The organism is Streptomyces sp. NPDC037410 (genome assembly GCF_055602235.1).
The window spans coordinates 45,047-66,008 of sequence record NZ_JBVJWR010000022.1 but is presented as its reverse complement, the minus strand read 5'-3'; the positions used below and the strand labels follow the sequence as shown (position 1 = coordinate 66,008).

Here is a 20,962-nt window from a genome sequence, read left to right as displayed (position 1 = left end):
CTTCCCAGGGTAATTCCGGGGAGCCGGTTACGGCGGGCAAGGACCACGGGTCAGGAGTGTCGCCGCAGTTCGCGGGCGACATGGGCCAGGTGCTGGTTGTGGCCGGCCCGGATCCAGAAGTCGGGGTGCCCGGTGCCGGGCAGGCCGCTGCCGTCGGCGCAGACCCGGAGCCAGCGGTCCCCCTCGCTGTACTCCGCTCCCCTGAAGTGCGGGGAGCCGACGATCTCGCGGGCGAGCGCGCGGACCGTGAGGTGGTGCCCGGACTCGGCCGGGACCTCGCCGATGAGGAAGGCCTGTTCGGCGGTGTAGCGCAGGGCTCCGCGGAACGGGTCGTCCTCCGTGTCGGAGACCCGGTGGGCGCTCGCCGCGTCGTGCGCCCCGTAGTCGCCGTGGACGGGCCGCGGACCGGGCCCGCCGCCGGTGTGGCGGAGCAGCCCGGGGAGGAGGCGGTCGGCCCGGCACGTCTCGGCCAGGGGCGATCCGTACGCCTCGGGGCGGGTACGGGGGAAGGCGCCGGCCAGGAGCACGACGGTGCGCCAGGGGTGGAGGGGGGCGAGGACGTTCAGGGCCTGGAGCGCGATGTGGTCGGCGCCCTGGTCCTCGTCGACGGCGCCCAGATCGAGGAGGAGGTCCAGGGGGCACGGGGCGAACGAGATCCGTTCGAGGAGGCGGCACAGCGCCTCCGCCGTCCGCCCGCCGGTGTCCGGGCATCCCCGGAGGCCCAGGCGGCCGCAGCACAGCGCTTCGCCCGTCCGCCCGCCGGTGTCCGGGCGGACCCGGATGCCGAGGCCGGTGCCGCCCGCGCGGGCCGCCTCGGCGCAGGCCACCTGCTGCGCGGGGTCCCGCTCGATGCCGGTGACGGGCCGCAGCGGGGGCCGGACCGCGCCGAGCCCGGGGAAGCCCGGCTCGCGCTCGACGTGGCCGGTGTCGACCCAGGCGGGCCGGTCGCGCTGCACGCGCGCGATGCGCGCCAGGGCCTGGCGCACGTGGTCGCCGAGTGCGGCGGGGTCGGGGTCGAGGGGGTGGGCCGGCGGCTGCCCGGGGATCCGCTCGTGGCCGACACGGGGCGGGACGGTCCAGAGCGGCGCGACGACGGCCCGGAGGTCCGGCGCCAGGAGGTCGTACGCGACGAGCGCGCTCGGCCGGGCGGGCAGGGCGGGTACGTAGAGCGGGTCGGAGGTCGGTTCGGACATCGGCGCCCCCCACGGCCTGTCGCTTCCCCTGTTCGCAGGGTGAGGTGCCGTCAGGTCGAGCGAAAGGGTGTGATTTCGGCCAAAGGCAGGGGAGTTCACCCCACAGAACCCACACAGCACGCACAGCCCACTCAGCGCACTCAGCGCACTCAGCGCACTCAGCGCACTCAGCGCACGATCACGGTCCTCGGTGCGGAGAAGTCGCCCCAGGTGCCGTCCGGGAGCTGGGCGCGGAGGGTGAGGGTGTAGCGGGTGCCCGGGGGGTCCTGGACCGGGAAGGTGTAGGTGGCGCGGCCGGGGGGTGGGGTGGTGCCCCAGACGATGGTGGTGGCGAAGCGGCCGTTGAGGTGGAGTTCGTGGTGGGTGACGGGGGCGCCCGTCTTCGGCGGGGTCCAGGTGAGGGTGATCTCGCCCCGGCCGGCCGTGGCGGTGAGGTCCTCGGGGGCGGTGTTCGGCGGGGCGCCCGGGGACGGGGCGGTGGTCAGGTCGGCGGGGGTGCTGTCCGGGGAGGAGTTCTCGGCGGCGTCGCGGGCCCGGACGGTGAACGCGTAGGCGGTGCCGGGGCGCAGACCGGCGAGGTGGGCGGTGGTGGCGGTGCCGGGGACGGTGTGGATGCGGGTGTCGGCCTGGTAGACGTCGTACGCGGTGACCCGGGTGTCGTCGCGGGCCGGGGCCCAGCGGAGGGTGGCGGCGCGGCTGCCGTCGGCGGTGACGCGGAGGGCGGTCGGGGCGGTCGGGGGCGTGCGGTCCTCGGCGGCGGCGGGGAGGGTGGTGGCGGCGACGGTGGCGCTCGGGGGTGAGACGTTGCCGGCGGCGTCGCGGGCGCGGACGGTGAAGCGGTGGCGGGTCGCGGGGGCGAGGCCGACGACGTCGGTCATCAGGGTGGTGGCGGGGAGGTCCCTCACCTTGTGGCCCTCGCGGTAGACGGCGTATCCGGCGACGGCGCGGTCGTCGGTGGCCGCGCTCCACATGACGTGCACGGTGCTCGCGCTGCCGGCGACGGCGGTGACTCCGGTGGGGACGGTGGGCGCCCGGGTGTCCTTCGGCGCGGGGGCGGCGGCGCTGGAGCAGGCGCTGACGGTGAGGGTCACCGTGAGCGCGAGGGCAGTCAACAGGCTTGCGGCGAGCGGGCGTTGCACGGGCCGGCCTCCGTCCGTCGAAAAGGTCCAGACCTATATCGCACAGCCGGAGGCGGGTCGGCAAGGGGGCGTTGTCAGTGGGGTGCGCTTCACTGGAATCGTCACGCTCCGTAGTCGACTCAGGGGGAATCATGACGGACCGTACGACCTATGTCTCGCTCGCCGGGGTGCGCCGCCGCGGCTGGACCGACGCGATGGTGCGGGACCTGCTCGGCACGCCCGATGTGCAGGGCCGCGATCCGCGCCGCTGGTCCCTCGCTCCCGTGCGGCTCTATCTGCTCGCCCGGGTGCAGACGGTGGAGCGGACGCCCGAGTTCACCGAGACGGCGTCGCTCTGCCGGGCCCGGGCCTCGGCCGCCGGGCTCCACGCCGAGCGGCGGCGGGCGGCCGTCCTGACCGCGATCCGCGCGGAACCGATCGAGGTGCCCCTGCTGCCGGGGCCCGAACTGGAGCGGCGGGCCGCGCGGCACCGGCACCTCCTTGACGCCCGAAGTCCCGGTCCTGACCCCTCCGGGGTACGGGTCGGCCCGCCCACCGGAGCGCTCGTCCGGTGGCAGGTGAGCTATCTGCGGCACGCCCTGTCGCGGTACGAGTCGCTGCTCGACGGGCTCTACGGGGAGACCGGCCGGGGCGAGGCCGAGCGGCTGCTGAGGCGGCGGTTGTACGAGGCGATCGCCGCCGCCTACCCGTCGCTGGCCGCGGAGTGCCGTCGGCGGATCGCGGTGGAGCGGTGAGGCCCGCCATCGGCCGTCAGCCCGTCAGCAGGCCGGTGATCGCGCGGCAGGCCGCCGGGATCGGGGCGACGACGCGGACCGCGCAGCGGGCGTGGAGTTCCTCCGCCGCCTCGCCGAGCGGGCCGCCGCCGATGACGACGGCGCGGGCGCCGTCGCGTTCGGCGCTGGCACGGACGGCGCGCTCAAGCCGGTCGAGGAGGAGCGCCGGGTCGGCGGAGAGCCGCTCGGGGGCGCCGGCGGTGAGCCGGAGGCCGGTGTACCGGTCGCCGAGGCCGAGGGCGGTCACGCGCGCGTGGATGGCGTCGGCGAGGAGCGGGGTGGTGGTGGCGATACCGAAGGGCGTTCCGTCGGCGGCCGCTTCGAGGAGTGCCGCCTCGCCGAGGCCGACCACCGGGACCCCGGTCGGAGCGAGCGCCGCGCGCAGTGCCGCGAGGCCCGGGTCGCCGAAGGCGGCGACGAGGAGGGCGGCGCAGTCGCCCCCGGCCGTGGCACGCAGGCCTGCGGCAAGGACCTCGGGGGCGGCGGCCCGCAGGGCGTCCGGGTCGGTGAGCATGCGCGGGCCCCGGGCGACGGTGACGCCCCGCACGGGCCGGTCCGGGCCCAGGGCGCGCCGGGCGATGGCGGTCATCATCGCGGTCGTGGCAGTGGAGGTATTGGGATTGACCAGCACCACGACTCCGGGCGCGGTGCGGTCGGCGAGCGCCACGGCTCCGGGCCCCGTGCGGTCGCCACGCACCACCGTTCCAGGCCCCGCGGCGTCGGCACGCGCCGCGGCCCCGGGCCCCGCGGCGTGCGCGGGGGCCGGGGCGGGCGGGGGGACGAGGAGCGGGTTCAGTGGGCGTGCGCCGCCTTCGCGCCGGCGCTGCCGGAGATCTCCTCGCCGGGCTCCATGGGCGCGGTGACGTCGTCGGCGTCGCTGCCGCGGCCCAGGTGGTTGAAGACCACGTTGAGCAGGACGGCGGCCACGCAGCCGGTCGAGATACCGGAGTCCAGGATGATCTGGGCGGTCTCCGGGAAGGCGTGGTAGAACTCCGGCTTCGTGATCGGGATGATGCCGACGGCGAGCGAGACGGCCACGATCAGCACGTTGTTGTCCTTCTCCAGGCCGGCCTTGACCAGGGTCTGGATGCCGCTCGCGGCGACCGAGCCGAAGAGGACGACGCCCGCGCCGCCGAGGACCGGCCGGGGGACGACCGAGATCAGCGAGGCGGCCACCGGCGAGAGGCCCATGAGGACCAGGAAGCCGCCGCCGCTGGCGACGACGAAGCGGGAGCGGATCCGGGTCATGGCGACCAGGCCGATGTTCTGCGCGAAGGCGCTGCACATGAAGCCGTTGAAGAGCGGGCTGAGCGCCGAGCCGAGGGTGTCGGCGCGCAGGCCGGCCGCGATGGTCTTCTCGTCGGCGGGCCGCTCGACGATCTCGCCGAGCGCCAGCATGTCGGCGGTCGACTCGGTCATGGAGACGAGCATGACCACGCACATGGAGATGATCGCGGCGAGGGCGAACTGCGGGGCGCCGAAGTGGAAGGGGGACGGGAAGCCGACGATGTCGGCCTCCTTCACCGGGCTGAAGTCGGTGACGCCGAAGGGTATGGCGATGAGCGTGCCGAGGACGAGGCCGACCAGGACCGCGACCTGCTTGAGGAAGCCGCGGGTGAAGCGGCGGAGCAGCAGGACCACGAGGAGCGTGATGCCGGCGAGCGAGAGGTACGTGGTCGAACCGTAGTCCGCGGCCTTGGGGTTGGGCCCCTGGGCCCAGCCGAACGCGACCGGGAGGAGGGAGACGCCGATGAGGGTGATCACGGTGCCGGTGACGACCGGCGGGAAGAACCGCACGAGCCGGGAGAAGAAGGGGGCGGCGGCGAAGCCGAGGAGTCCGGCGACGATGATCGCGCCGAAGATCACGGGGAGCGCGTCGGCCTTGTTCTCGGTGGTGTCGACGATCGCCAGCATGGGCGCGACGCCGGCGAAGGTGACGCCGTTGACGAACGGCAGCTTGGCGCCGATCTTCCAGACGCCGAGCGTCTGCAGGAAGGTGGCGAGACCGGCGGTGAAGAGGCTCGCGCCGGTGAGGAAGGTGAGTTCGGTGCCGGAGAGGCCGACGGCCGCTCCGACGATCAGGGGCGGGGCGACGACGCCCGCGTACATGGCGGCGACGTGCTGGAGGCCGCTGGTGAGCATCTTGAGTGGCGGCAGCGTCTCGTCGACCGGATGCTTCTCGCGGTCTTCGGGGGCGGGGCCTGCGTCTGGTGCATTGCGAACCTGGGGCTTGGCGGCCACGGCGGTTCCTCCGGTCGGTTACACGTCGGCGGCGACGCGGGGTTCAGGGAGGTGGTGCGATGCGGTGCGAGGTGCAGGAGGTGCGGCTCGGTGCGGGGTGGAGCGGTGCCGCGGGAGTGCGGCGCGCTTCCGGAGCGGAGCGGTGCCGCGGGTGCGGCGCGCTCCGGGGGCGAGCGGTGCCGCGGGAGGGTGCGGCGGGGGGACGGGGGCCCGGTGTGGGGGTGCGGGCACGCTTCACCGTCCCGGGTGGTGCCGTACTTCTGTGTACGGCACCACCCGGTCGGGCTGCCGTGGACCCCGCTCGGGTCCGCGGCGACCGACCGAGGGCCGTCCCCCTCGGTCGGACTCCATGGGGAGGGTCAGCTCTGGGCCGTGATCCGGGCCAGGCGCTGCGCCTCCGCGCGCGCGTCGCGCGCGATCTGCTCCTCGTCGGCGAACAGCAGTCGGTTGTTCTCGACGATCTGCTTGCCGTTCACGAAGGAGGCGGTGACCGGCGCCGCCGCGCCGAAGACGATGGCGGTGACCGGGTCGGCGATCGAGGAGTGGCCGAGGCCGTCGATCTTCCAGAGGACGAAGTCGGCGAGCTTGCCGGGCTCCAGCGAGCCGATGTTGTCGGCACGGCCGAGGACCTGGGCGCCGCCGTAGGTGCCGAGGCGCAGGGCCTGGCGGGCGTTGAGCGCGGCCTCGCGGTGCGCGCCGAGGCGGTTGATGAGGAGCGCGTTGCGCAGCTCGGTGTGCAGCTCGCCGGACTCGTTGGAGGCGGTGCCGTCGACGCCGAGGCCGACGGGGACGCCGGCCTTGAGCATGTCCGGTACGCGGGCGATGCCGGCGGCGAGGCGCGCGTTGGAGGACGGGCAGTGCGCCACACCGGTCTTGGTGCGGGCGAAGGCCTCGATGTCGGAGTCGTTCATGTGGACGCAGTGCGCCATCCACACGTCCTCACCGAGGAAGCCGGTGGACTCGAAGTAGTCCGTCGGGCCCATGCCGAAGAGCTCGTGGCAGAACTTCTCCTCCTCCACGGTCTCCGAGCCGTGGGTGTGCATGCGCACGCCGAGGCGGCGGCCGAGCGCGGCGCCCTCGCGGAGCAGGTCGGTGGAGATGGAGAAGGGCGAGCAGGGGGCGACGGCGACCTGGGTCATGGCGTCGAAGGAGGCGTCGTGGTACTTCCGCACCGTCTCCTCGGTCGCGGCGAGCGCGCCCTCGGTGGTCTCGACGGCGAAGTCCGGCGGCAGGCCGCCGTCCTTCTCGCTGCGGTCCATGGAGCCGCGGGCCAGGGTGAAGCGGACGCCCATGTCGGCGGCGGCGCCGATGATGGCGCCGGACAGGTCGCCGGAGCCCTGCGGGTACACGTAGTGGTGGTCCATGGCCGTGGTGACACCGCCGCGGGCCATCATCGCCAGGGAGCCCTGGGCGGCGACGCGGACCATCGACTCGTCGATCCGGGACCACGTCGGGTAGAGCGCGACCAGCCAGTTGAAGAGGTTGTGGTCGGTGGCCAGGCCGCGGGTGATCCACTGGTAGAAGTGGTGGTGGGTGTTGATCAGACCGGGCGTCACCAGATGACCGGTGGCGTCGATCCGGCGTACCACGTTCTCCAGGCCCTCGGGCGCCCTGCCGGCGCCGATGGACTCGATCCTGTTGTCGGCGACGACGAGGTACCCGGAGGCGTACTCGGTGTCGTTCGCGTCGACGGTCGCGATCGCCGCGTTCTCGATGACGATGCGCTGGGCTGCCGAAGGTGCTGCCATGGCGGTGCTTCCTTCATTCCTCGGGGATGGTTCGGGCACGGCAGGACCCTAGGAGGATTTGAGTGCCGGAGCGGTGTGACGGCTCCGGGTGCCGAGATGGTGGAAGAACAGGTTCAGCAGGACGGCGACGAGCGCGCCCGCGCTGATGCCGGAGCCGAGCACCGTCTGCGCCCAGGCGGGGAAGCCGGCGTAGAAGGTGGGCGCGGCGAGCGGGATGATGCCCGCTCCGAGCGCGACGGCCACCAGGATGATGTTGGAGCTGTCGTCGAGTCCGGCCTCGGAGAGGGTACGGATGCCGCTGACCGCGATCGAGCCGAAGAGGACGATGCCGGCGCCGCCGAGGACGGGCATCGGGACCATGGAGACGATCGCGCCGAGGACCGGGAAGGCCCCGAGGACGAGGAGGGCGCCGCCGGCGACGGCGACCACGTACCGGGACCGGACGCGGGTCAGCGAGACGACGCCGACGTTCTGCGCGAAGGCGGAGGTCGGGAAGCCGCCGAAGACGGGGCCGAGCAGGGTGGCGATGCCGTCGGTCCGCAGGCCGCGGGTGATGGTCCTGCCGTCGCTGCGGCGCTCGCAGATCTCGCCGAGGGCGAGCATGCCGGCGCTCGACTCGGTCATGAGGACCAGCATCACGATGCACAGGGAGAGGATCGCGGCGGGCTGGAACTCGGGGGCGCCGAAGGCGAAGGGCGCGGGCAGGGCCGCGACGGGCGCCTCCCGCAGGGCGCCGAAGTCGGCCATCCCGAAGGGGATCGCTGCGAGGGTGCCGATGAGCAGGCCGAGCAGCAGGGCGATCTGCTTGACGAAGCCCTTGCCAAAGCGCTGGAAGAGCAGGATGACGACGAGGGTGAAGCCGGCGAGCGCCAGGTACTTCATGGAGCCGAAGTCGTCGGCGGTCTTGTCGCCGCCCTGGGCCCAGCCGACGGGCACGGGCATCAGGGTGACGCCGATGAGGGTGATCACGACGCCGGTGACGAGCGGCGGGAAGAAGCGGAGGAGCTTGCCGAAGAAGGGGCCGACGGCGAGGCAGAAGACTCCGGCGACCATCACCGCGCCGTAGATGGCGGGGAGTTGGTGTCCGGGGGCGCTGGTCTCGGCGATGGCGAGCATCGGGGCGATACCGGCGGAGGAGGCGGCGTTCACGAACGGGAGCCGGTTTCCGGCGAAGCGTCCGAGGCCGAGGGTCTGCAGGATGGTCGCGCAGCCGGCGATGAGCAGGCTGGCCGCGATGAGCCGGGTCATTCCTGCGGCGTCCAGGCCGACGGCCTGGCCGATGATGAGCGGAGGGGTGACGACGCCGGCGTACATGGCGGCGATGTGCTGGAGTGCCGCGGGGACGAGCCGCGAGGCGGGGAGTTTCTCGTCCACCGGGTGGCACTCGGCCGGGGCCAAGGTGGTGGACGGGGTGGAACACGGGCCTTCGGCGGGTGCCGGCCACTTTACAGGCTGAGCCATTGTCGTTCCCTCCGGTCCGCTGTACCGGCCCCGCCCGACTGCGGGCGGGCGGGTCCGGTCACGCGGATGCCGCTTAGAGGTTGGTCATGTCGACCGGGATCTGCGCCGTGGCTCCGTCGCGGAGGACGGTGGCCTCGATGAGGCCGTACATGCGGTCGGCGGCGTAGTAGACCTCGTTGTCGTTCTTCAGGCCGAAGGGCTCGAGGTCCACCAGGAAGTGGTGCTTGTTCGGGAGCGAGAAGCGGACTTCGTCGATCTCCGAGCGGTGGTTGATGATGCGCGTGGCCATCTGGTACAGCGTCTGCTGGAGGGAGTACGAGTACGTCTCCGAGAAGGCCTCGAGCATGTGCTTCCTGGTCTGCTCGTAGGACCGCTCCCAGTTGGGCATGCGCTGGTCGTCGTCGGTCCAGTTGAACCGCCAGCGGCCGGACACCTGGGTGGCCAGGATGCGGTCGTACGCCTCCTGGAGCGTCGTGTACTGGTCCTTGATGTAGCCCCAGAACTCCGAGTTGGTGGAGTTCATGACGACGAGGTCCTTGAGGCCGGAGATGACCTCCCACTTCTCGCCGTCGTAGGTGATCTGGGTGACGCGGGTCTCCTGGCCCTTGCGGGCGAAGGAGTGGTTGACCTCGTCGGCGCCGATGAACTTGGAGTTGGCGTCGGAGGAGGCGATGCGCTCCCAGGCGTACTCCTCGATCCGGATGCGCGCCTGCTTGATCGGCTCCTGGCTCGTCACGAAGTGGCGGGCGAGGTGGATGCCGAACTGCTCGGCGGACTCGATGCCGTACTCCTTGGCGAACGCGAAGACGGTGTTCTTCGTCGTGTCGGTGGGGAGGCAGTGGGCGTTGGAGCCGGTGAGGTGGACGTCGTCGAGGTCGCCGGAGAGGGCGACGGAGACGTTCAGGTCCTTGATGTGGTGGGTGGCGCCGTCCCGCGTGATCTTGACGACGCGGTTCTCTGCTTTGCCGTACTGGTTCTGGCCGAGAATCGTGGGCATGTCTGCTAGCTCCCTCGGTAAACGGAGTAGCCGAACGGGTTGAGCAGCAGCGGTACGTGGTAGTGCTCGCCCGGCTTGACGGCGAACGTGATCGCCACCTCCGGGAAGAACGCACCGCTGTCCCTTACGCGGGGGGCGTCCTGCTGCGCCTCGGCTTGCTTCTTGGAGAAGTAGGTCTCGACCTCGAAGTCGAGACGTACGTGGGTGGTTTCTTCCGGCAGCGCCGGCAGGTCCTTGCAGCGCCCGTCCGCGTCGGTGGCGGAGCCGCCGAGCGTGACCCACTCCGCGTCGGAGCCGCTGCGGGCCGCGAGCGTGATGGCCACGCCCTCGGCCGGGCGGCCGATGCTGGTGTCCAGGATGTGTGTGGACACCGAGGCGGTGGTGTCGGTGCTCATGCTCAGCTCTCTTCCTCGGGAGTCTCGACGAGACGGGTCAGCCGGATGCGGTTGATCTTGCCCAGTTCGGTGCGGACGATCTCCCGCTCCGTCTCGGGCGCGTTGCCGATCCGCTCCCGGACCGCGTCGCGCATCTGCTCGCCGGTCCTGCCGGTGGCGCAGATGAGGAAGACATGACCGAACTTGTCCTGGTAGGCCAGGTTGAGTTCGAGCATCTCGGCCTTGAGCTCCGCGGAGGCGCCGGCCATCCCGCTCTGCTCGCGGGAGGAGGTCGGGTCCCCGGCCTTCGGACGACCGATCGGCGGGTGCCCCGCCATCGCCTCGGCCAGGTCCTCCGCGGTCAGCTCGGCCATGGCGGCGTCGCTGGCGAGGAAGAGGGCTTCGGCGGTGGAGTACGGGCGCTGGGCGAGCAGCTTGCTCCCCCACGCCGAACTGGAACACACCTCGTGGAGCGCGGCTACGGCCTCGCTGTCCGAGGAGGTGTTGAACCGGGTGAGGCCCGGTGTCGTACCTGAAGTCACGGGAAGCCTCCGTGGCTGTTTTTCGCTGTGCGTCGGACGGGCTGCGGATAGCTAACGCCCTCCGCAACACAACGTCAACACTTTGTTGAAAACTCGGCCATACAAAAGCCGTCGTCCCGACATCTGGACGACGGCTCCCTGCCACGCATGATCAACTACTCGCCCTTCGTGGCCTTTTCCCTGTTCAGGGCGGTCTCGCGGTTCAGGTAGTTGTACACCGTGAAACGGCTGACGCCGAGCGCCCCGGCCACCGTCTCCACCCCATGGCGCACCGAGAAGGCACCGCGTGCCTCCAGGATCCGGACGACTTCCTGCTTCGCCTTGCGGTCCAGTTCGGCCAGTGGCATCCCGTGCCGTCTTTCCATCGCGGCGAGGATGTGGTCCAGGGAGTCCGAGAGCTGGGGCAGGCGCACGGCGAGCACGTCCTCGCCCTCCCAGGACAGGACGACGTCGTCGGCCTCCGCCTGTGCGGGGCCGAGCAGCTCGGCGCCCATGGCGTCCACCAGCGGCTTCACCGCCGCCACCAAGGGGTGCTCGCTCACTTCTCGCCCTCCCCGATCACGTTGACCTGGAGCGAGACGCGGGTGGCGCCGGCCGCGAGCGACCTGCGCAGCAGCGCGTCGACGGCGGTGAGCACCGCGTCGGCGCCGCCTTCCGCCGTGTTGCCGAAGGGGCCGACGTCGACCGCGTCCAGCTGGGCCGACTGGATGACCTCACGGGCCACGACCGCGTGCGCCGGCGCCTCGTCGAGGTCGAACGGCTCGGTCGTGAACTCCACTCTCAAACGCTCCATGGCCCCCACGCTACGGCCCCACCCGGCCCCGCGGGAGCCCCGGACCTGCGGGGACCTCTTGACAAGTGCGAGGCCCGCCTTGCAACATTCCGTCAGACAGAAACTTACTTCCGCAATACGGAAGGAGCGCCGCCCCTCATGGCCCGCTTCTCAGAAGGCGCAGGCACGGACCAGCGCTTCGATGTGAACCTGTCGATCCTCTTCACGGAACTCCCGCTCCTGGAGCGCCCCGCGGCCGCCGCCGCGGCGGGCTTCACCGCGGTCGAGCTGTGGTGGCCCTGGATCGACACCGCCACCCCCGAGCAGAGCGAGCTCGACGCCCTCAAGAAGGCTCTTGAGGACGCCGGCACCCAGCTGGTGGGCCTGAACTTCTACGCCGGGCAGCTCCCCGGCCCGGACCGCGGAGCCCTCTCCGTACCCGGGGAAGAGTCGGACCGCTTCCGCGCCAACATCGAGGTGGCCGCCGACTTCGCCGCCTCGGTCGGCTGCAAGGCGCTCAACGCGCTCTACGGCAACCGCGTCGAAGGCGTGGACCCGCAGGTCCAGGACGCCCTCGCCCTGGAGAACCTGGTCCTGGCCGCCCGCGCGGCGGACCGCATCGGCGCGATCCTCCTCGTCGAGACCCTGAACAAGCCGGAGTCGCCGCTCTACCCGCTGGTGAGCGCCCCTTCCGCGATCGAGGTCATCGACAAGGTCAACGCGGCGACCGGCCTCGGGAACGCGAAGTTCCTCCTCGACATCTACCACCTGTCGATGAACGGCGAGGACGTCAGCCAGGTCATCGCGGAGTACGCGGCCAAGACCGGCCACGTCCAGATCGCGGACAACCCGGGCCGCGGCGCGCCGGGCACCGGCGAGCTGCCGCTCGAGCAGCTCCTCGGCGAGCTGAAGAAGGCCGGTTACGACGGCTGGGTCGGCCTGGAGTACAAGGCCGCCGACGCCGCCGCGTCCTTCGAGTGGCTGCCCTCCGAGGCCCGCCCCGCCCGCTGACGCAGGCCCCCTCCCCGTACCACCTTGTTTTGAGAGGCACCCTCATGAGCAACCTCCCCAAGATCGCTTGGATCGGCCTCGGCATCATGGGCTCCCCCATGTCCGAGAACCTCCTCAAGGCCGGCTACTCGGTCACCGGCTTCACCCTGGAGCAGGACAAGCTGGACCGCCTGGCCAAGGCCGGCGGCGCCGCGGCCGGCTCGATCGCCGAGGCCGTCAAGGACGCCGACGTCATCATCACGATGGTGCCCGCGTCCCCGCAGGTCGAGGCCATCTCCTACGGCCCCGAGGGCATCCTGGAGAACGCGAAGCAGGGCGCGCTGATCGTGGACATGTCCTCGATCACCCCGCAGACCTCGGTCGACCTGGCCAAGAACGCCAAGGAGAAGGGCATCCGCGTCATCGACGCCCCCGTCTCCGGCGGCGAGGCCGGCGCCATCGAGGCCGTGCTCTCGATCATGGTCGGCGGCGAGCAGGCCGACTTCGACGAGGCCCTCCCGATCCTGGAGACCCTCGGCAAGACGATCGTCCTCTGTGGCCCGCACGGCTCCGGCCAGACGGTGAAGGCCGCCAACCAGCTGATCGTCGCGGTCAACATCCAGGCCTGCGCCGAGGCCGTGGTCTTCCTGGAGAAGTCGGGTGTGAACCTCCAGGCCGCCCTGGACGTCCTCAACGGCGGTCTGGCCGGCTCGACCGTGCTGACCCGCAAGAAGGACAACTTCCTGAACCGCGACTTCAAGCCCGGTTTCCGGATCGACCTGCACCACAAGGACATGGGCATCGTCACCGACGCCGCCCGCAACGTCGGTGCCGCCCTCCCGGTCGGCGCGGTCGTCGCCCAGCTCGTCGCCTCGCTGCGCGCGCAGGGTGACGGCGGCCTGGACCACTCGGCCCTGCTGCGCGCCGTCGAGCGCCTCTCCGGCCAGCAGGTCTGATCCCCCGCCCCTCCATCGGGGCCCCTGATTTCCGGTCGGCGGCGGCGCTGACAACCTGTCCTGTCGCGCCCAGGCGTCGCCGCCGACCGGAACACCACACTTCATTTTCAACAAACTGTTGACGTTCTGTTCAGGCCGAATTTACGCTCCTCGGACCGTCAGCAGAGCTCCCGTACGGAAGGTCACCATGTCGAAGCGCGTGCTTACGACCGAGTCCGGCGCCCCCGTCGCCGACAACCAGAACTCCGCCACCGCCGGCGTCGGTGGCCCTCTCCTCCTCCAGGACCAGCACCTGCTGGAGAAGCTCGCGCGCTTCAACCGTGAGCGGATCCCGGAGCGCGTGGTGCACGCCCGCGGTTCCGGCGCGTACGGCTACTTCGAGGTGACCGACGACGTCACCGCGTACACCAAGGCGAACTTCCTCGGTGAGGTCGGCAAGAAGACCGAGACCTTCATCCGCTTCTCCACCGTGGCCGACTCGCTCGGCGGCGCGGACGCGGTCCGCGACCCCCGCGGATTCGCCCTGAAGTTCTACACCGAAGAGGGCAACTACGACCTCGTCGGCAACAACACCCCGGTGTTCTTCATCAAGGACCCGATCAAGTTCCCCGACTTCATCCACTCGCAGAAGCGCGACCCCTTCACGGGCAAGCAGGAGCCGGACAACGTCTGGGACTTCTGGGCACACGCCCCCGAGGCCACCCACCAGATCACCTGGCTCATGGGCGACCGCGGCATCCCGGCCTCGTACCGTCACATGAACGGCTACGGCTCCCACACCTACCAGTGGACCAACGAGGCGGGCGAGGCCTTCTTCGTCAAGTACCACTTCAAGACGAACCAGGGCGTCCGCTCCCTCTCCGCCGACCAGGCCTCCGAGCTCGTCGGCAAGGACGCCAACTCGCACCAGACGGACCTGCTCCAGGCCATCGAGCGCGGTGTGAACCCCTCGTGGACCCTGTACGTCCAGGTCATGCCGGCCGCCGAGGCCGCGGACTACCGCTTCAACCCGTTCGACCTCACCAAGGTGTGGCCGCACAGCGACTACCCGCTGCAGCGCGTGGGCCGCCTGGTCCTCGACCGCAACCCGGAGAACGTCTTCGCCGAGGTCGAGCAGGCCGCGTTCTCCCCGAACAACTTCGTCCCGGGCATCGGCCCCTCGCCGGACAAGATGCTCCAGGGCCGCCTCTTCGCCTACGCGGACGCCCACCGCTACCGCCTCGGTGTGAACCACACCCTGCTGCCGGTCAACGCCCCCAAGGCCACGACCGCGCAGAACTACGGCCGCGACGGCGCCATGGCGCTGCGCAACGGCTCGCGCCACGACAAGAACTACGAGCCCAACTCGTACCAGGGCCCGGCCCAGACCGACGCCGCGCTCTCCGCGCCGCTCGCGATCCACGGCTGGACCGGCACCCACGAGGCGCCCGCGCACACCAAGGACGACGACTTCTTCCAGGCCGGCGAGCTCTACCGCCTGATGTCCGAGGACGAGAAGAAGCGCCTCGTCGCCAACATCGCCGGCGGCCTGTCCCAGGTCTCCCGCGAGGACGTCATCGAGAAGAACCTCGCGCACTTCGCCGCCGCCGACGCGGACTACGGCAAGCGCGTCGAGGAGGCCGTCCGCGCCCTGCGCGAGGACTGAGCTCTCAGACTGCGTACGGCACCTGACGGGAGGTCAGTGCCGTACGCGGTCCGGATCGCCGGCCCGGATGAGGGGTGGTCGGCGAACCGGACAAGCGTGAGGACCGCGGCGGCTCCGAGCCAGTGCGGTGGTAAGGACGCCGGGCCCCCTTCTTGACCTGAAGGAAGGGGACCAGCCCGGCGCCCGTCGGCACCGCCGCGGTCCCAACGCCCCCCCTTCCGGGGGATCTCCAGAGCCACCGCCCGGCGGCGCGAACGTCCTGTCGCGCCAGCCTCGTGCCGTCGGGCGGTCACCACGGGAGAGCGCGGAACCAGGTTTACGGTCCCTGGTTCCGCGCTCTTCTTCGTTTCCGCGCCGGCTGCTACGCCTCCACAGCGGAGCGCTCCCGCGATGCGGCGCCCCTCCCCTCCGCACGGGCGAGCAGGAGCGTCACCGTCAGTGAGGCGAGGGCGAGCAGGGTCATGCCCGTGCGGGGGGAGGTGTACTGGGCGAGGGTGCCGGCCAGGGCTGCGCCGGCGCCCTGGAGGGCGAGCATTCCTGAGGTGTGGAGGCCGAGGGCGTGGCCGCTCAGGTTCTCCGGGACCAGGGTCATGAGGCGCTCCTGGTGCAGCAGGCTCGCCCCGTAGCCGACCGCCGCGAGCGTCACGAGGACCAGTGCGAGCGGGAGGCCGGGGTTCAGGGCGAACAGGAGGAACGGGGCCGCCAGGAGGGCCTGGAGCGGGAAGCGGATCCGCTCGTGCAGGCGCGCGGGTACGAAGCGGCCCACGGCGGTGTCGCCGGCCAGCATTCCCAGCGCGCCGCAGGCGAAGAGGAGCCCGGCGTGGTCGAGGGCGTACGGCACGAAGAGGGACTCGCAGCCGACGATCAGGCCGTTCGGCACCCAGAGCGCGAGGTAGGTGCGGCGGCGGGCGGGGTCGGCCAGGAGGCGGCCGTTGGTGCGCCAGGTCTCGGCGGCCGAGGGCCGCCCGGCCGCGCGCGGCGGTCGCGCCCCGAGGCCGAGGCGGGCCGCCAGGGCGGCGGCGAGGTAGAGACCCGCGCCCGCGAGGACCGTGCCGCGGGGCGAGAGCAGGGCGACGAGGAGTCCGCCGGTGGCGAAGCCGCCGATCTGGAAGGCGCCGGTGGCCATGTTCATCACGGAGCGGCCGAGGAGGTACTCCTCGCGCGGGAGGATCTCGTCGAGGAACCCGTACCGCACCCCGCCGCCCAGCGAGGCCGCGAGCCCCTCGGCGAGCAGGATCACGAAGACCGCCCAGGCCGGCAGGGCGGGGATCGCCAGGACGGCGGTGCCGAGCGCGAAGAACAGGGCGATGCCGGAGAGCGCGGCGCGCGGCGGCAGCCGGTCGGCCGCGGAGAGCAGCGTGGCCGCGCCGAGGAGTTGGGCGAGCGAGGGGCCGAAGAGGGCCAGGGCCGAGAGGAACGGGGACCCGGTCGCGCGGAAGACGAGCGTCGCGAGACCGAGCCCGGCGACGGTCTGGGCGGCGGTGTGCGCGGCGCCGGTGAGGAAGAGCGGGGTGAACTCGGCCGTGCGGAAGAGGGCGCGGTAGCGGGGCATGCGGGGAGTCTCGGAGAGCGCGGCGCGCACCGGTAGTGTTTCGCGGGGAGGCGAAACATGGGCTGGTGGCGGATCGGCACGGACACCCTGGCGACGAGCTCGTTCGTCCTGTCGCCGCTCGCCGAGACCGTCGCCTCGCTCAAGACCCTCCACTCGGCCGCGTCGGCGCACCCGGGCGAGCGGGCCTGGCTCGTGCGGCACCTGCCCGCGTTCCGGGAGCGGCTCGCCGCCGAGCCGCTCGACGCGCTGCTCGTGCGGGCGGCGATCGGCCCCACCTGGAACGCGGACTTCCTCACCCCGACCCCGCCGGGCGACCGCGAGCAGAGCTTCGAGGAGGAGGTCGAGGCGGTCCGCGCGACTGAACCCGCCGACGCCGTCGACCAGTTGGCGGTGGCGATGGGCGGCCCGGTGCCGGAGCCGCTGCGCTCGGCACGGGACCTGCCGGAGCGGCTCGCGGCCGTGCTCGGCTGGGTGTGGCGGGAGACCGTGCTGCCGGAGTGGGCGCGGCGGCGAAGGGTCCTGGAGGCCGATGTGACGGCCCGTACGGCCCTGTTGAGCCGGGGAGGCTGGGCGGCGGCGCTCGACGAGCTGTGCCCGGGGAAGCTGCGCTGGCTCGGTGACGGGCGGCTCCAGGTCAACACCCGTGACTATCCCCCGCGTTCGGTCGACCGGGGGCGGCTGCTCTTCGTGCCGGTGACGCCGGCCACGGGGTGGGTGTCGTGGGAGGGGACGGATCGGTACGCGGTCGTCTACGCCTGCGCGGGAGCCCTCGCGGACGCGGCCGGCCCGACGGTCCCGGAGGCCTTGGGGACCCTGCTCGGGACCGCCCGCGCCGGGGTGCTCGTGCGGCTCGAAACCCCCCTCTCCACCAGCCAGTTGGTGGCGCTCACGGGGCAGGGGCTCGGGTCGGTCGGCCGCCATCTGAAGGTGCTGCTCGACGCCGGGCTCGTCCGGCGGGGCCGGTCGGGCCGCTCGGTGCTCTACGAGTGGACGGAGGCGGGCGGGGTGCTCGTGCGGGCGCAGGAAGAGGGCTGAGGCCTCCGCGGCACAGGGAGACCCCCGTCCCGGTGCTCCTCGGGGCGGGGGTCGGTTCCTCTGACGAGGGGGACGATCAGACCTGGAGGGCCTTGATCGCGGTCGGCGCGTGGCCGGGCTCGGTGGCCAGGTCCTCGAACTCGGTGACGTCGCTCATGTCGACCGTCTTGCTCATCGCGATGTTGGTGATGCGCTCCAGGATGGCCTCGACGACGACCGGGACCTGGTGCTCGACGGCCAGCTTCTTGGCCTCCTCCAGCGCCTCGCCCAGCTTGTTCGGGTCCTCGACGCGGATCGCCTTGACGCCCAGGCCCTCGGCGACCTTGACGTGGTCGACGCCGTAGACGCCGATCTCCGGGGTGTTGATGTTCTCGAACTCGAGGTTGACCTCGAAGTTGATGCCGAGGCCGCCCTGCGCCTGACGGATCAGACCGAGGTAGGCGTTGTTCACGAGGACGTGGACGTAGGGGACCTTGTGCTGGGCGGCGACCGCCAGCTCCTCGATCATGAACTGGAAGTCGTAGTCGCCGGAGAGCGCGACGACCGGGGTCTCCGGGTCGGCGGTGGCGGCACCGATCGCGGCCGGGATGGTCCAGCCGAGCGGGCCCGCCTGGCCGCAGTTGATCCAGTGGCGCGGCTTGTAGACGTGCAGGAACTGCGCGGCCGCGATCTGGGAGAGACCGATGGTGGTGACGTAGCGGGTCTCCGGGCCGAAGGCCTTGTTCATCTCCTCGTAGACGCGCTGCGGCTTGATCGGGATGTTGTCGAAGTGCGTGCGGCGCTGGAGGGTGGCCTTGCGCTCCTGCGCGGAGGCGGCCCAGGCGGAGAAGTCCGGCAGGGTGCCGGCGGCCTTCAGCTCCTTGGCGATCTCGATGAAGAGCTCCAGGGCGGCCTTGGCGTCGGAGGCGATGCCGTAGTCGGGGGCGAAGATCTTGCCGAGCTGGGTCGGCTCGACGTCGACGTGGACGAACTTCCGGCCCTTGGTGTACGCCTCCAGGTTGTAGCCCGTGTGGCGGTTGGCCCAGCGGTTGCCGATGCCGAGGACGAAGTCCGACTCCAGGAAGGTCGCGTTGCCGTAGCGGTGCGCGGTCTGGACGCCGACCATGCCGGCGGCGAGCTCGTGGTCGTCCGGGATGGTGCCCCAGCCCATGAGGGTGGAGATGACCGGGACGCCGGTCAGCTCGGCGAACTCGACGAGCAGGTCGGTGGCGTCGGCGTTGATGATGCCGCCGCCGGCGACGATCAGCGGGCGCTCGGACTCCAGGAGGAAGCTCAGCGCCTTCGCGGCCTGCGCGCGGGTGGCCTGCGGCTTGTAGACCGGCAGCGGCTCGTAGGTCTCCGGGTCGAACTCGATCTCGGTCAGCTGGACGTCGATCGGGAGGTCGATGAGGACCGGGCCGGGGCGGCCGGAGCGCATCAGGTGGAAGGCCTGCTGGAAGACGCCGGGGACCTGTGCGGCCTCCAGGACGGTCGTCGCGGCCTTGGTGACCGGCTTGGCGATCGTCGCGATGTCGACGGCCTGGAAGTCCTCCTTGTGGAGCTTCGAGACCGGGGCCTGGCCGGTGATGCAGAGGATCGGGATGGAGTCCGCGATGGCCGAGTACAGGCCGGTGATCATGTCGGTGCCGGCGGGGCCGGACGTACCGATGCAGACGCCGATGTTGCCGGCCTTGGCACGGGTGTAGCCCTCGGCCATGTGGGAGGCGCCCTCGACGTGGCGGGCGAGCGTGTGGCTGACGCCGCCGACGTTCTTGAGCTCGCGATAGAAGGGGTTGATCGCCGCGCCGGGGACGCCGAACGCCTGGGTGACGCCTTCGCGCTTGAGGATCTCAACGGCCGCTGCGGCGGCGGTCATACGAGGCATGGGAGTGCTCCTGCTTCGGCCGGGCGGATCCAGGCGGGCGGCTCGTCTCGGGAGGCCGACCCCGTCTGTTTCCGTAATGCGGAAATGCTGTTCTGCTATACGGAAGCAATGTAGGTGGGGGTTCGGAGAGCCGTCAAGAGAGGTCCGCCCGCCGGGATCACGGAAGTGGCCGAACATCCTCCCCCGGGCCGTCGGATGGGTGGACGATGGGGCGGGAACGACAGGGGGTTGGGCTGTGGGCGAGTCGGTACCGGTGCGCTGTCCGGAATGCCTGCGCACGCAGGCGTACGCGGCGCCCGTCTTCCCCTGCGCGTGCGGGAGCCCCGTCGCGGCGCCGGTCACGGCGGGGGCGGCCGCGGAGGCGATCACGCAGCGGAACTGGGCGGACGAATGGGTCACCGTCCGCTGCGGCGCCTGCGGCCGCGACAACGACTGGCCCCACCCGGAGCTGGGCTGCCCGTGCGGAACGGTCCTCCGCGTACCTGTCCACCCCCGGACCCCACCCCCGGGACGAACCGGCACCCCTTCAAACGCCCCGGCGGACGGGGTGGCCGGATCGGACGGGGCCGGGGGCGCCGCGGACGCCGCGAGGGGTGGTGCGGGGCGGGGCCTGGGGGCGAGTGGGTCTGCTGGGGACGGTCGCGGGGCGAGTGGATCCGGTGCGGGCGGTCGCAGGTCGAGCGGATTCGGTACGAGTGCACCCGGCACCGGCGGACCCTGCACCGGCAGGGCAGGCACGGCCGGTCCCCGTGCGGACGGGCTTCATCCGGGCGAGGCCGGTACGAGCGGCGGGGCCACTGGCCGGGGTGATACGGGGCACGGCCCGGGGGCGGGCGGGGCCGGGTCCGGCGGGGTCGGGACGGGCGGCGGCGCCGCCGGGGCGGACCGTGGCCGGGCCGACGAGGCGGCCGGAGCTGTACCCGGCTCCCCCACGGGGGCCGACGAGGCGGCCGGAGGTGTATCCGGCTCCCCCACCGGGGCCGACGAGGCGGCCGGCAGTGCCGCCGGTGGGCGGGGCGGGAGCGAGGGCCCCCGAACCGGGCCCGCCGGGTCGGGCGAGGCGGGCTCCCCCTGGTTCGGACCGGGGCCGAAGGCCCGCGGCGGCGCCGGGCGCGGCGCGGACGGGGGCGGCGCGGACGGGGGCGGCCCCGGGCTGCTCCGGCCGTTTTCCGAGCGGTACCCCGTGCGGGTGTCCCTGTCGACCGCCGCGCCGCGGCCCGCTCCCCTTCGCGGGGCTTTTCGGCCCGTGACGATCCGGACCTCCCGGGACGCCGTCGCGGCGGCCGCCGGGTATCTGCGGTGGCTCGGGTTCCGGGACGTCGTCAAGGCCGAGGAGCGGCCCTCGTCCGGTGTGGATCTGCGGGCTCCCGGGCTCGTCGCCCAGGTCGACCCGAGCACCCGGCCGACCGGGCTGCGGGCCGTCGAGTGTCTCTGGCTCAACGGGCTGAGCAGGGCCACCGTGAGCGTGTTCTTCTCGCTCGCGGGCTACACCCCGGAGGCCCGCTCCCGCGCCGCCGAGGTCGGTCTCCCGCTGTTCGTCCTCGACCTGACCGGCACCCCGCAGCCGGTCAACCACGCCGCGGCCGAACTCACGGCGGGCGGCGCCTGAGCCTCACAACTCCTCGGCATCCGAAATCGGCCATTCACGCGTGACGATCACGCTCGGCCGGGCACAACACC

General features: G+C 72.2%; 19 protein-coding genes. 6 read left to right on the top strand and 13 right to left on the bottom strand.

The window, feature by feature from the left end; translation table 11 throughout:
- Positions 1 to 50: 50 nt before the first annotated feature.
- Positions 51 to 1,193, bottom strand: a complete 1,143-nt coding sequence (locus ACZ7HT_RS29965) for a beta family protein (RefSeq protein ID WP_471171599.1) — start codon at positions 1,191 to 1,193, stop codon at positions 51 to 53.
- Positions 1,194 to 1,360: 167 nt separating this feature from the next.
- Entirely contained in the window at positions 1,361 to 2,332 is a 972-nt protein-coding gene (locus ACZ7HT_RS29960) for a fibronectin type III domain-containing protein (RefSeq protein WP_471171598.1), read from the bottom strand.
- Positions 2,333 to 2,463: 131 nt separating this feature from the next.
- On the opposite strand from ACZ7HT_RS29960, the gene ACZ7HT_RS29955 reads away from it, so the two are divergent.
- Positions 2,464 to 3,066 (top strand): hypothetical protein, encoded by a 603-nt coding sequence (locus ACZ7HT_RS29955; RefSeq protein ID WP_471171596.1) that lies wholly within the window; start codon positions 2,464 to 2,466, stop codon positions 3,064 to 3,066.
- Between the two features lie 16 nt (positions 3,067 to 3,082).
- Here ACZ7HT_RS29955 and ACZ7HT_RS29950 read toward each other — a convergent pair whose 3' ends face one another.
- The 9 genes from ACZ7HT_RS29950 to ACZ7HT_RS29910 all read right to left on the bottom strand — a co-directional run bounded on the left by ACZ7HT_RS29950 (position 3,083) and on the right by ACZ7HT_RS29910 (position 11,261).
- Entirely contained in the window at positions 3,083 to 3,802 is a 720-nt protein-coding gene (locus ACZ7HT_RS29950; protein WP_471171595.1) for an aspartate/glutamate racemase family protein, read from the bottom strand.
- 95 nt (positions 3,803 to 3,897) lie between these two features.
- Complete coding sequence (locus tag ACZ7HT_RS29945) at positions 3,898 to 5,346, bottom strand: nucleobase:cation symporter-2 family protein (protein WP_471171593.1); 1,449 nt, start codon at positions 5,344 to 5,346, stop codon at positions 3,898 to 3,900.
- A 359-nt stretch (positions 5,347 to 5,705) separates the two neighbouring features.
- Positions 5,706 to 7,094: an 8-oxoguanine deaminase gene (locus ACZ7HT_RS29940; protein ID WP_471171591.1), complete on the bottom strand. Its 1,389-nt coding sequence runs from the start codon at positions 7,092 to 7,094 to the stop codon at positions 5,706 to 5,708.
- Positions 7,095 to 7,142: 48 nt separating this feature from the next.
- Complete coding sequence (locus ACZ7HT_RS29935; RefSeq protein ID WP_471171589.1) at positions 7,143 to 8,555, bottom strand: nucleobase:cation symporter-2 family protein; 1,413 nt, start codon at positions 8,553 to 8,555, stop codon at positions 7,143 to 7,145.
- A 73-nt stretch (positions 8,556 to 8,628) separates the two neighbouring features.
- Entirely contained in the window at positions 8,629 to 9,552 is a 924-nt protein-coding gene (gene pucL, locus ACZ7HT_RS29930) for a factor-independent urate hydroxylase (RefSeq protein ID WP_471171587.1), read from the bottom strand.
- A gap of 5 nt (positions 9,553 to 9,557) precedes the next feature.
- Positions 9,558 to 9,947, bottom strand: a complete 390-nt coding sequence (gene uraH / locus ACZ7HT_RS29925) for a hydroxyisourate hydrolase (RefSeq protein WP_471171586.1) — start codon at positions 9,945 to 9,947, stop codon at positions 9,558 to 9,560.
- A gap of 2 nt (positions 9,948 to 9,949) precedes the next feature.
- Positions 9,950 to 10,468 (bottom strand): 2-oxo-4-hydroxy-4-carboxy-5-ureidoimidazoline decarboxylase, encoded by a 519-nt coding sequence (uraD, locus tag ACZ7HT_RS29920; RefSeq protein WP_359517336.1) that lies wholly within the window; start codon positions 10,466 to 10,468, stop codon positions 9,950 to 9,952.
- Between the two features lie 155 nt (positions 10,469 to 10,623).
- Complete coding sequence (locus ACZ7HT_RS29915; protein WP_471171704.1) at positions 10,624 to 10,962, bottom strand: helix-turn-helix domain-containing protein; 339 nt, start codon at positions 10,960 to 10,962, stop codon at positions 10,624 to 10,626.
- 44 nt (positions 10,963 to 11,006) lie between these two features.
- Complete coding sequence (locus ACZ7HT_RS29910) at positions 11,007 to 11,261, bottom strand: YkoF family thiamine-binding protein (RefSeq protein ID WP_116158143.1); 255 nt, start codon at positions 11,259 to 11,261, stop codon at positions 11,007 to 11,009.
- A gap of 138 nt (positions 11,262 to 11,399) precedes the next feature.
- Between ACZ7HT_RS29910 and ACZ7HT_RS29905 the strand changes: the two genes are divergently transcribed.
- From ACZ7HT_RS29905 to ACZ7HT_RS29895, 3 genes are all read left to right on the top strand, one after another.
- Complete coding sequence (locus ACZ7HT_RS29905) at positions 11,400 to 12,251, top strand: TIM barrel protein (RefSeq protein ID WP_471171583.1); 852 nt, start codon at positions 11,400 to 11,402, stop codon at positions 12,249 to 12,251.
- Between the two features lie 44 nt (positions 12,252 to 12,295).
- Complete coding sequence (locus ACZ7HT_RS29900; RefSeq protein ID WP_471171582.1) at positions 12,296 to 13,186, top strand: 2-hydroxy-3-oxopropionate reductase; 891 nt, start codon at positions 12,296 to 12,298, stop codon at positions 13,184 to 13,186.
- 187 nt (positions 13,187 to 13,373) lie between these two features.
- Positions 13,374 to 14,831, top strand: a complete 1,458-nt coding sequence (locus ACZ7HT_RS29895) for a catalase (RefSeq protein ID WP_471171580.1) — start codon at positions 13,374 to 13,376, stop codon at positions 14,829 to 14,831.
- Positions 14,832 to 15,192: 361 nt separating this feature from the next.
- On the opposite strand, the gene ACZ7HT_RS29890 is transcribed toward ACZ7HT_RS29895, so the two are convergent.
- Complete coding sequence (locus ACZ7HT_RS29890) at positions 15,193 to 16,383, bottom strand: MFS transporter (RefSeq protein ID WP_471171577.1); 1,191 nt, start codon at positions 16,381 to 16,383, stop codon at positions 15,193 to 15,195.
- Between the two features lie 57 nt (positions 16,384 to 16,440).
- On the opposite strand from ACZ7HT_RS29890, the gene ACZ7HT_RS29885 reads away from it, so the two are divergent.
- Positions 16,441 to 17,418, top strand: a complete 978-nt coding sequence (locus tag ACZ7HT_RS29885; RefSeq protein WP_471171576.1) for an ArsR/SmtB family transcription factor — start codon at positions 16,441 to 16,443, stop codon at positions 17,416 to 17,418.
- Positions 17,419 to 17,494: 76 nt separating this feature from the next.
- On the opposite strand, the gene gcl is transcribed toward ACZ7HT_RS29885, so the two are convergent.
- The gene (gcl, locus tag ACZ7HT_RS29880; RefSeq protein ID WP_471171574.1) at positions 17,495 to 19,282 is read right to left on the bottom strand and encodes a glyoxylate carboligase; all 1,788 of its coding nucleotides are present in this window, start codon (positions 19,280 to 19,282) and stop codon (positions 17,495 to 17,497) included.
- Between the two features lie 1,246 nt (positions 19,283 to 20,528).
- On the opposite strand from gcl, the gene ACZ7HT_RS29875 reads away from it, so the two are divergent.
- On the top strand, positions 20,529 to 20,891 hold the full coding sequence (locus ACZ7HT_RS29875; protein ID WP_471171572.1) for a hypothetical protein: 363 nt from the start codon (positions 20,529 to 20,531) through the stop codon (positions 20,889 to 20,891).
- Positions 20,892 to 20,962: the final 71 nt, after the last annotated feature.

Coding starts and splice junctions, on each gene's coding strand:
- ACZ7HT_RS29965 (WP_471171599.1), bottom strand. CDS start 1,193: ATGTCCGAACCGACCTCCGACCCGCTCTACGTACCCGCCCTGCCCGCC.
- ACZ7HT_RS29955 (WP_471171596.1), top strand. CDS start 2,464: ATGACGGACCGTACGACCTATGTCTCGCTCGCCGGGGTGCGCCGCCGC.
- ACZ7HT_RS29940 (WP_471171591.1), bottom strand. CDS start 7,094: ATGGCAGCACCTTCGGCAGCCCAGCGCATCGTCATCGAGAACGCGGCG.
- ACZ7HT_RS29935 (WP_471171589.1), bottom strand. CDS start 8,555: ATGGCTCAGCCTGTAAAGTGGCCGGCACCCGCCGAAGGCCCGTGTTCC.
- pucL (WP_471171587.1), bottom strand. CDS start 9,552: ATGCCCACGATTCTCGGCCAGAACCAGTACGGCAAAGCAGAGAACCGC.
- uraH (WP_471171586.1), bottom strand. CDS start 9,947: ATGAGCACCGACACCACCGCCTCGGTGTCCACACACATCCTGGACACC.
- ACZ7HT_RS29915 (WP_471171704.1), bottom strand. CDS start 10,962: ATGGGCGCCGAGCTGCTCGGCCCCGCACAGGCGGAGGCCGACGACGTC.
- ACZ7HT_RS29910 (WP_116158143.1), bottom strand. CDS start 11,261: ATGGAGCGTTTGAGAGTGGAGTTCACGACCGAGCCGTTCGACCTCGAC.
- ACZ7HT_RS29905 (WP_471171583.1), top strand. CDS start 11,400: ATGGCCCGCTTCTCAGAAGGCGCAGGCACGGACCAGCGCTTCGATGTG.
- ACZ7HT_RS29900 (WP_471171582.1), top strand. CDS start 12,296: ATGAGCAACCTCCCCAAGATCGCTTGGATCGGCCTCGGCATCATGGGC.
- ACZ7HT_RS29895 (WP_471171580.1), top strand. CDS start 13,374: ATGTCGAAGCGCGTGCTTACGACCGAGTCCGGCGCCCCCGTCGCCGAC.
- ACZ7HT_RS29890 (WP_471171577.1), bottom strand. CDS start 16,383: ATGCCCCGCTACCGCGCCCTCTTCCGCACGGCCGAGTTCACCCCGCTC.
- ACZ7HT_RS29885 (WP_471171576.1), top strand. CDS start 16,441: ATGGGCTGGTGGCGGATCGGCACGGACACCCTGGCGACGAGCTCGTTC.
- gcl (WP_471171574.1), bottom strand. CDS start 19,282: ATGCCTCGTATGACCGCCGCCGCAGCGGCCGTTGAGATCCTCAAGCGC.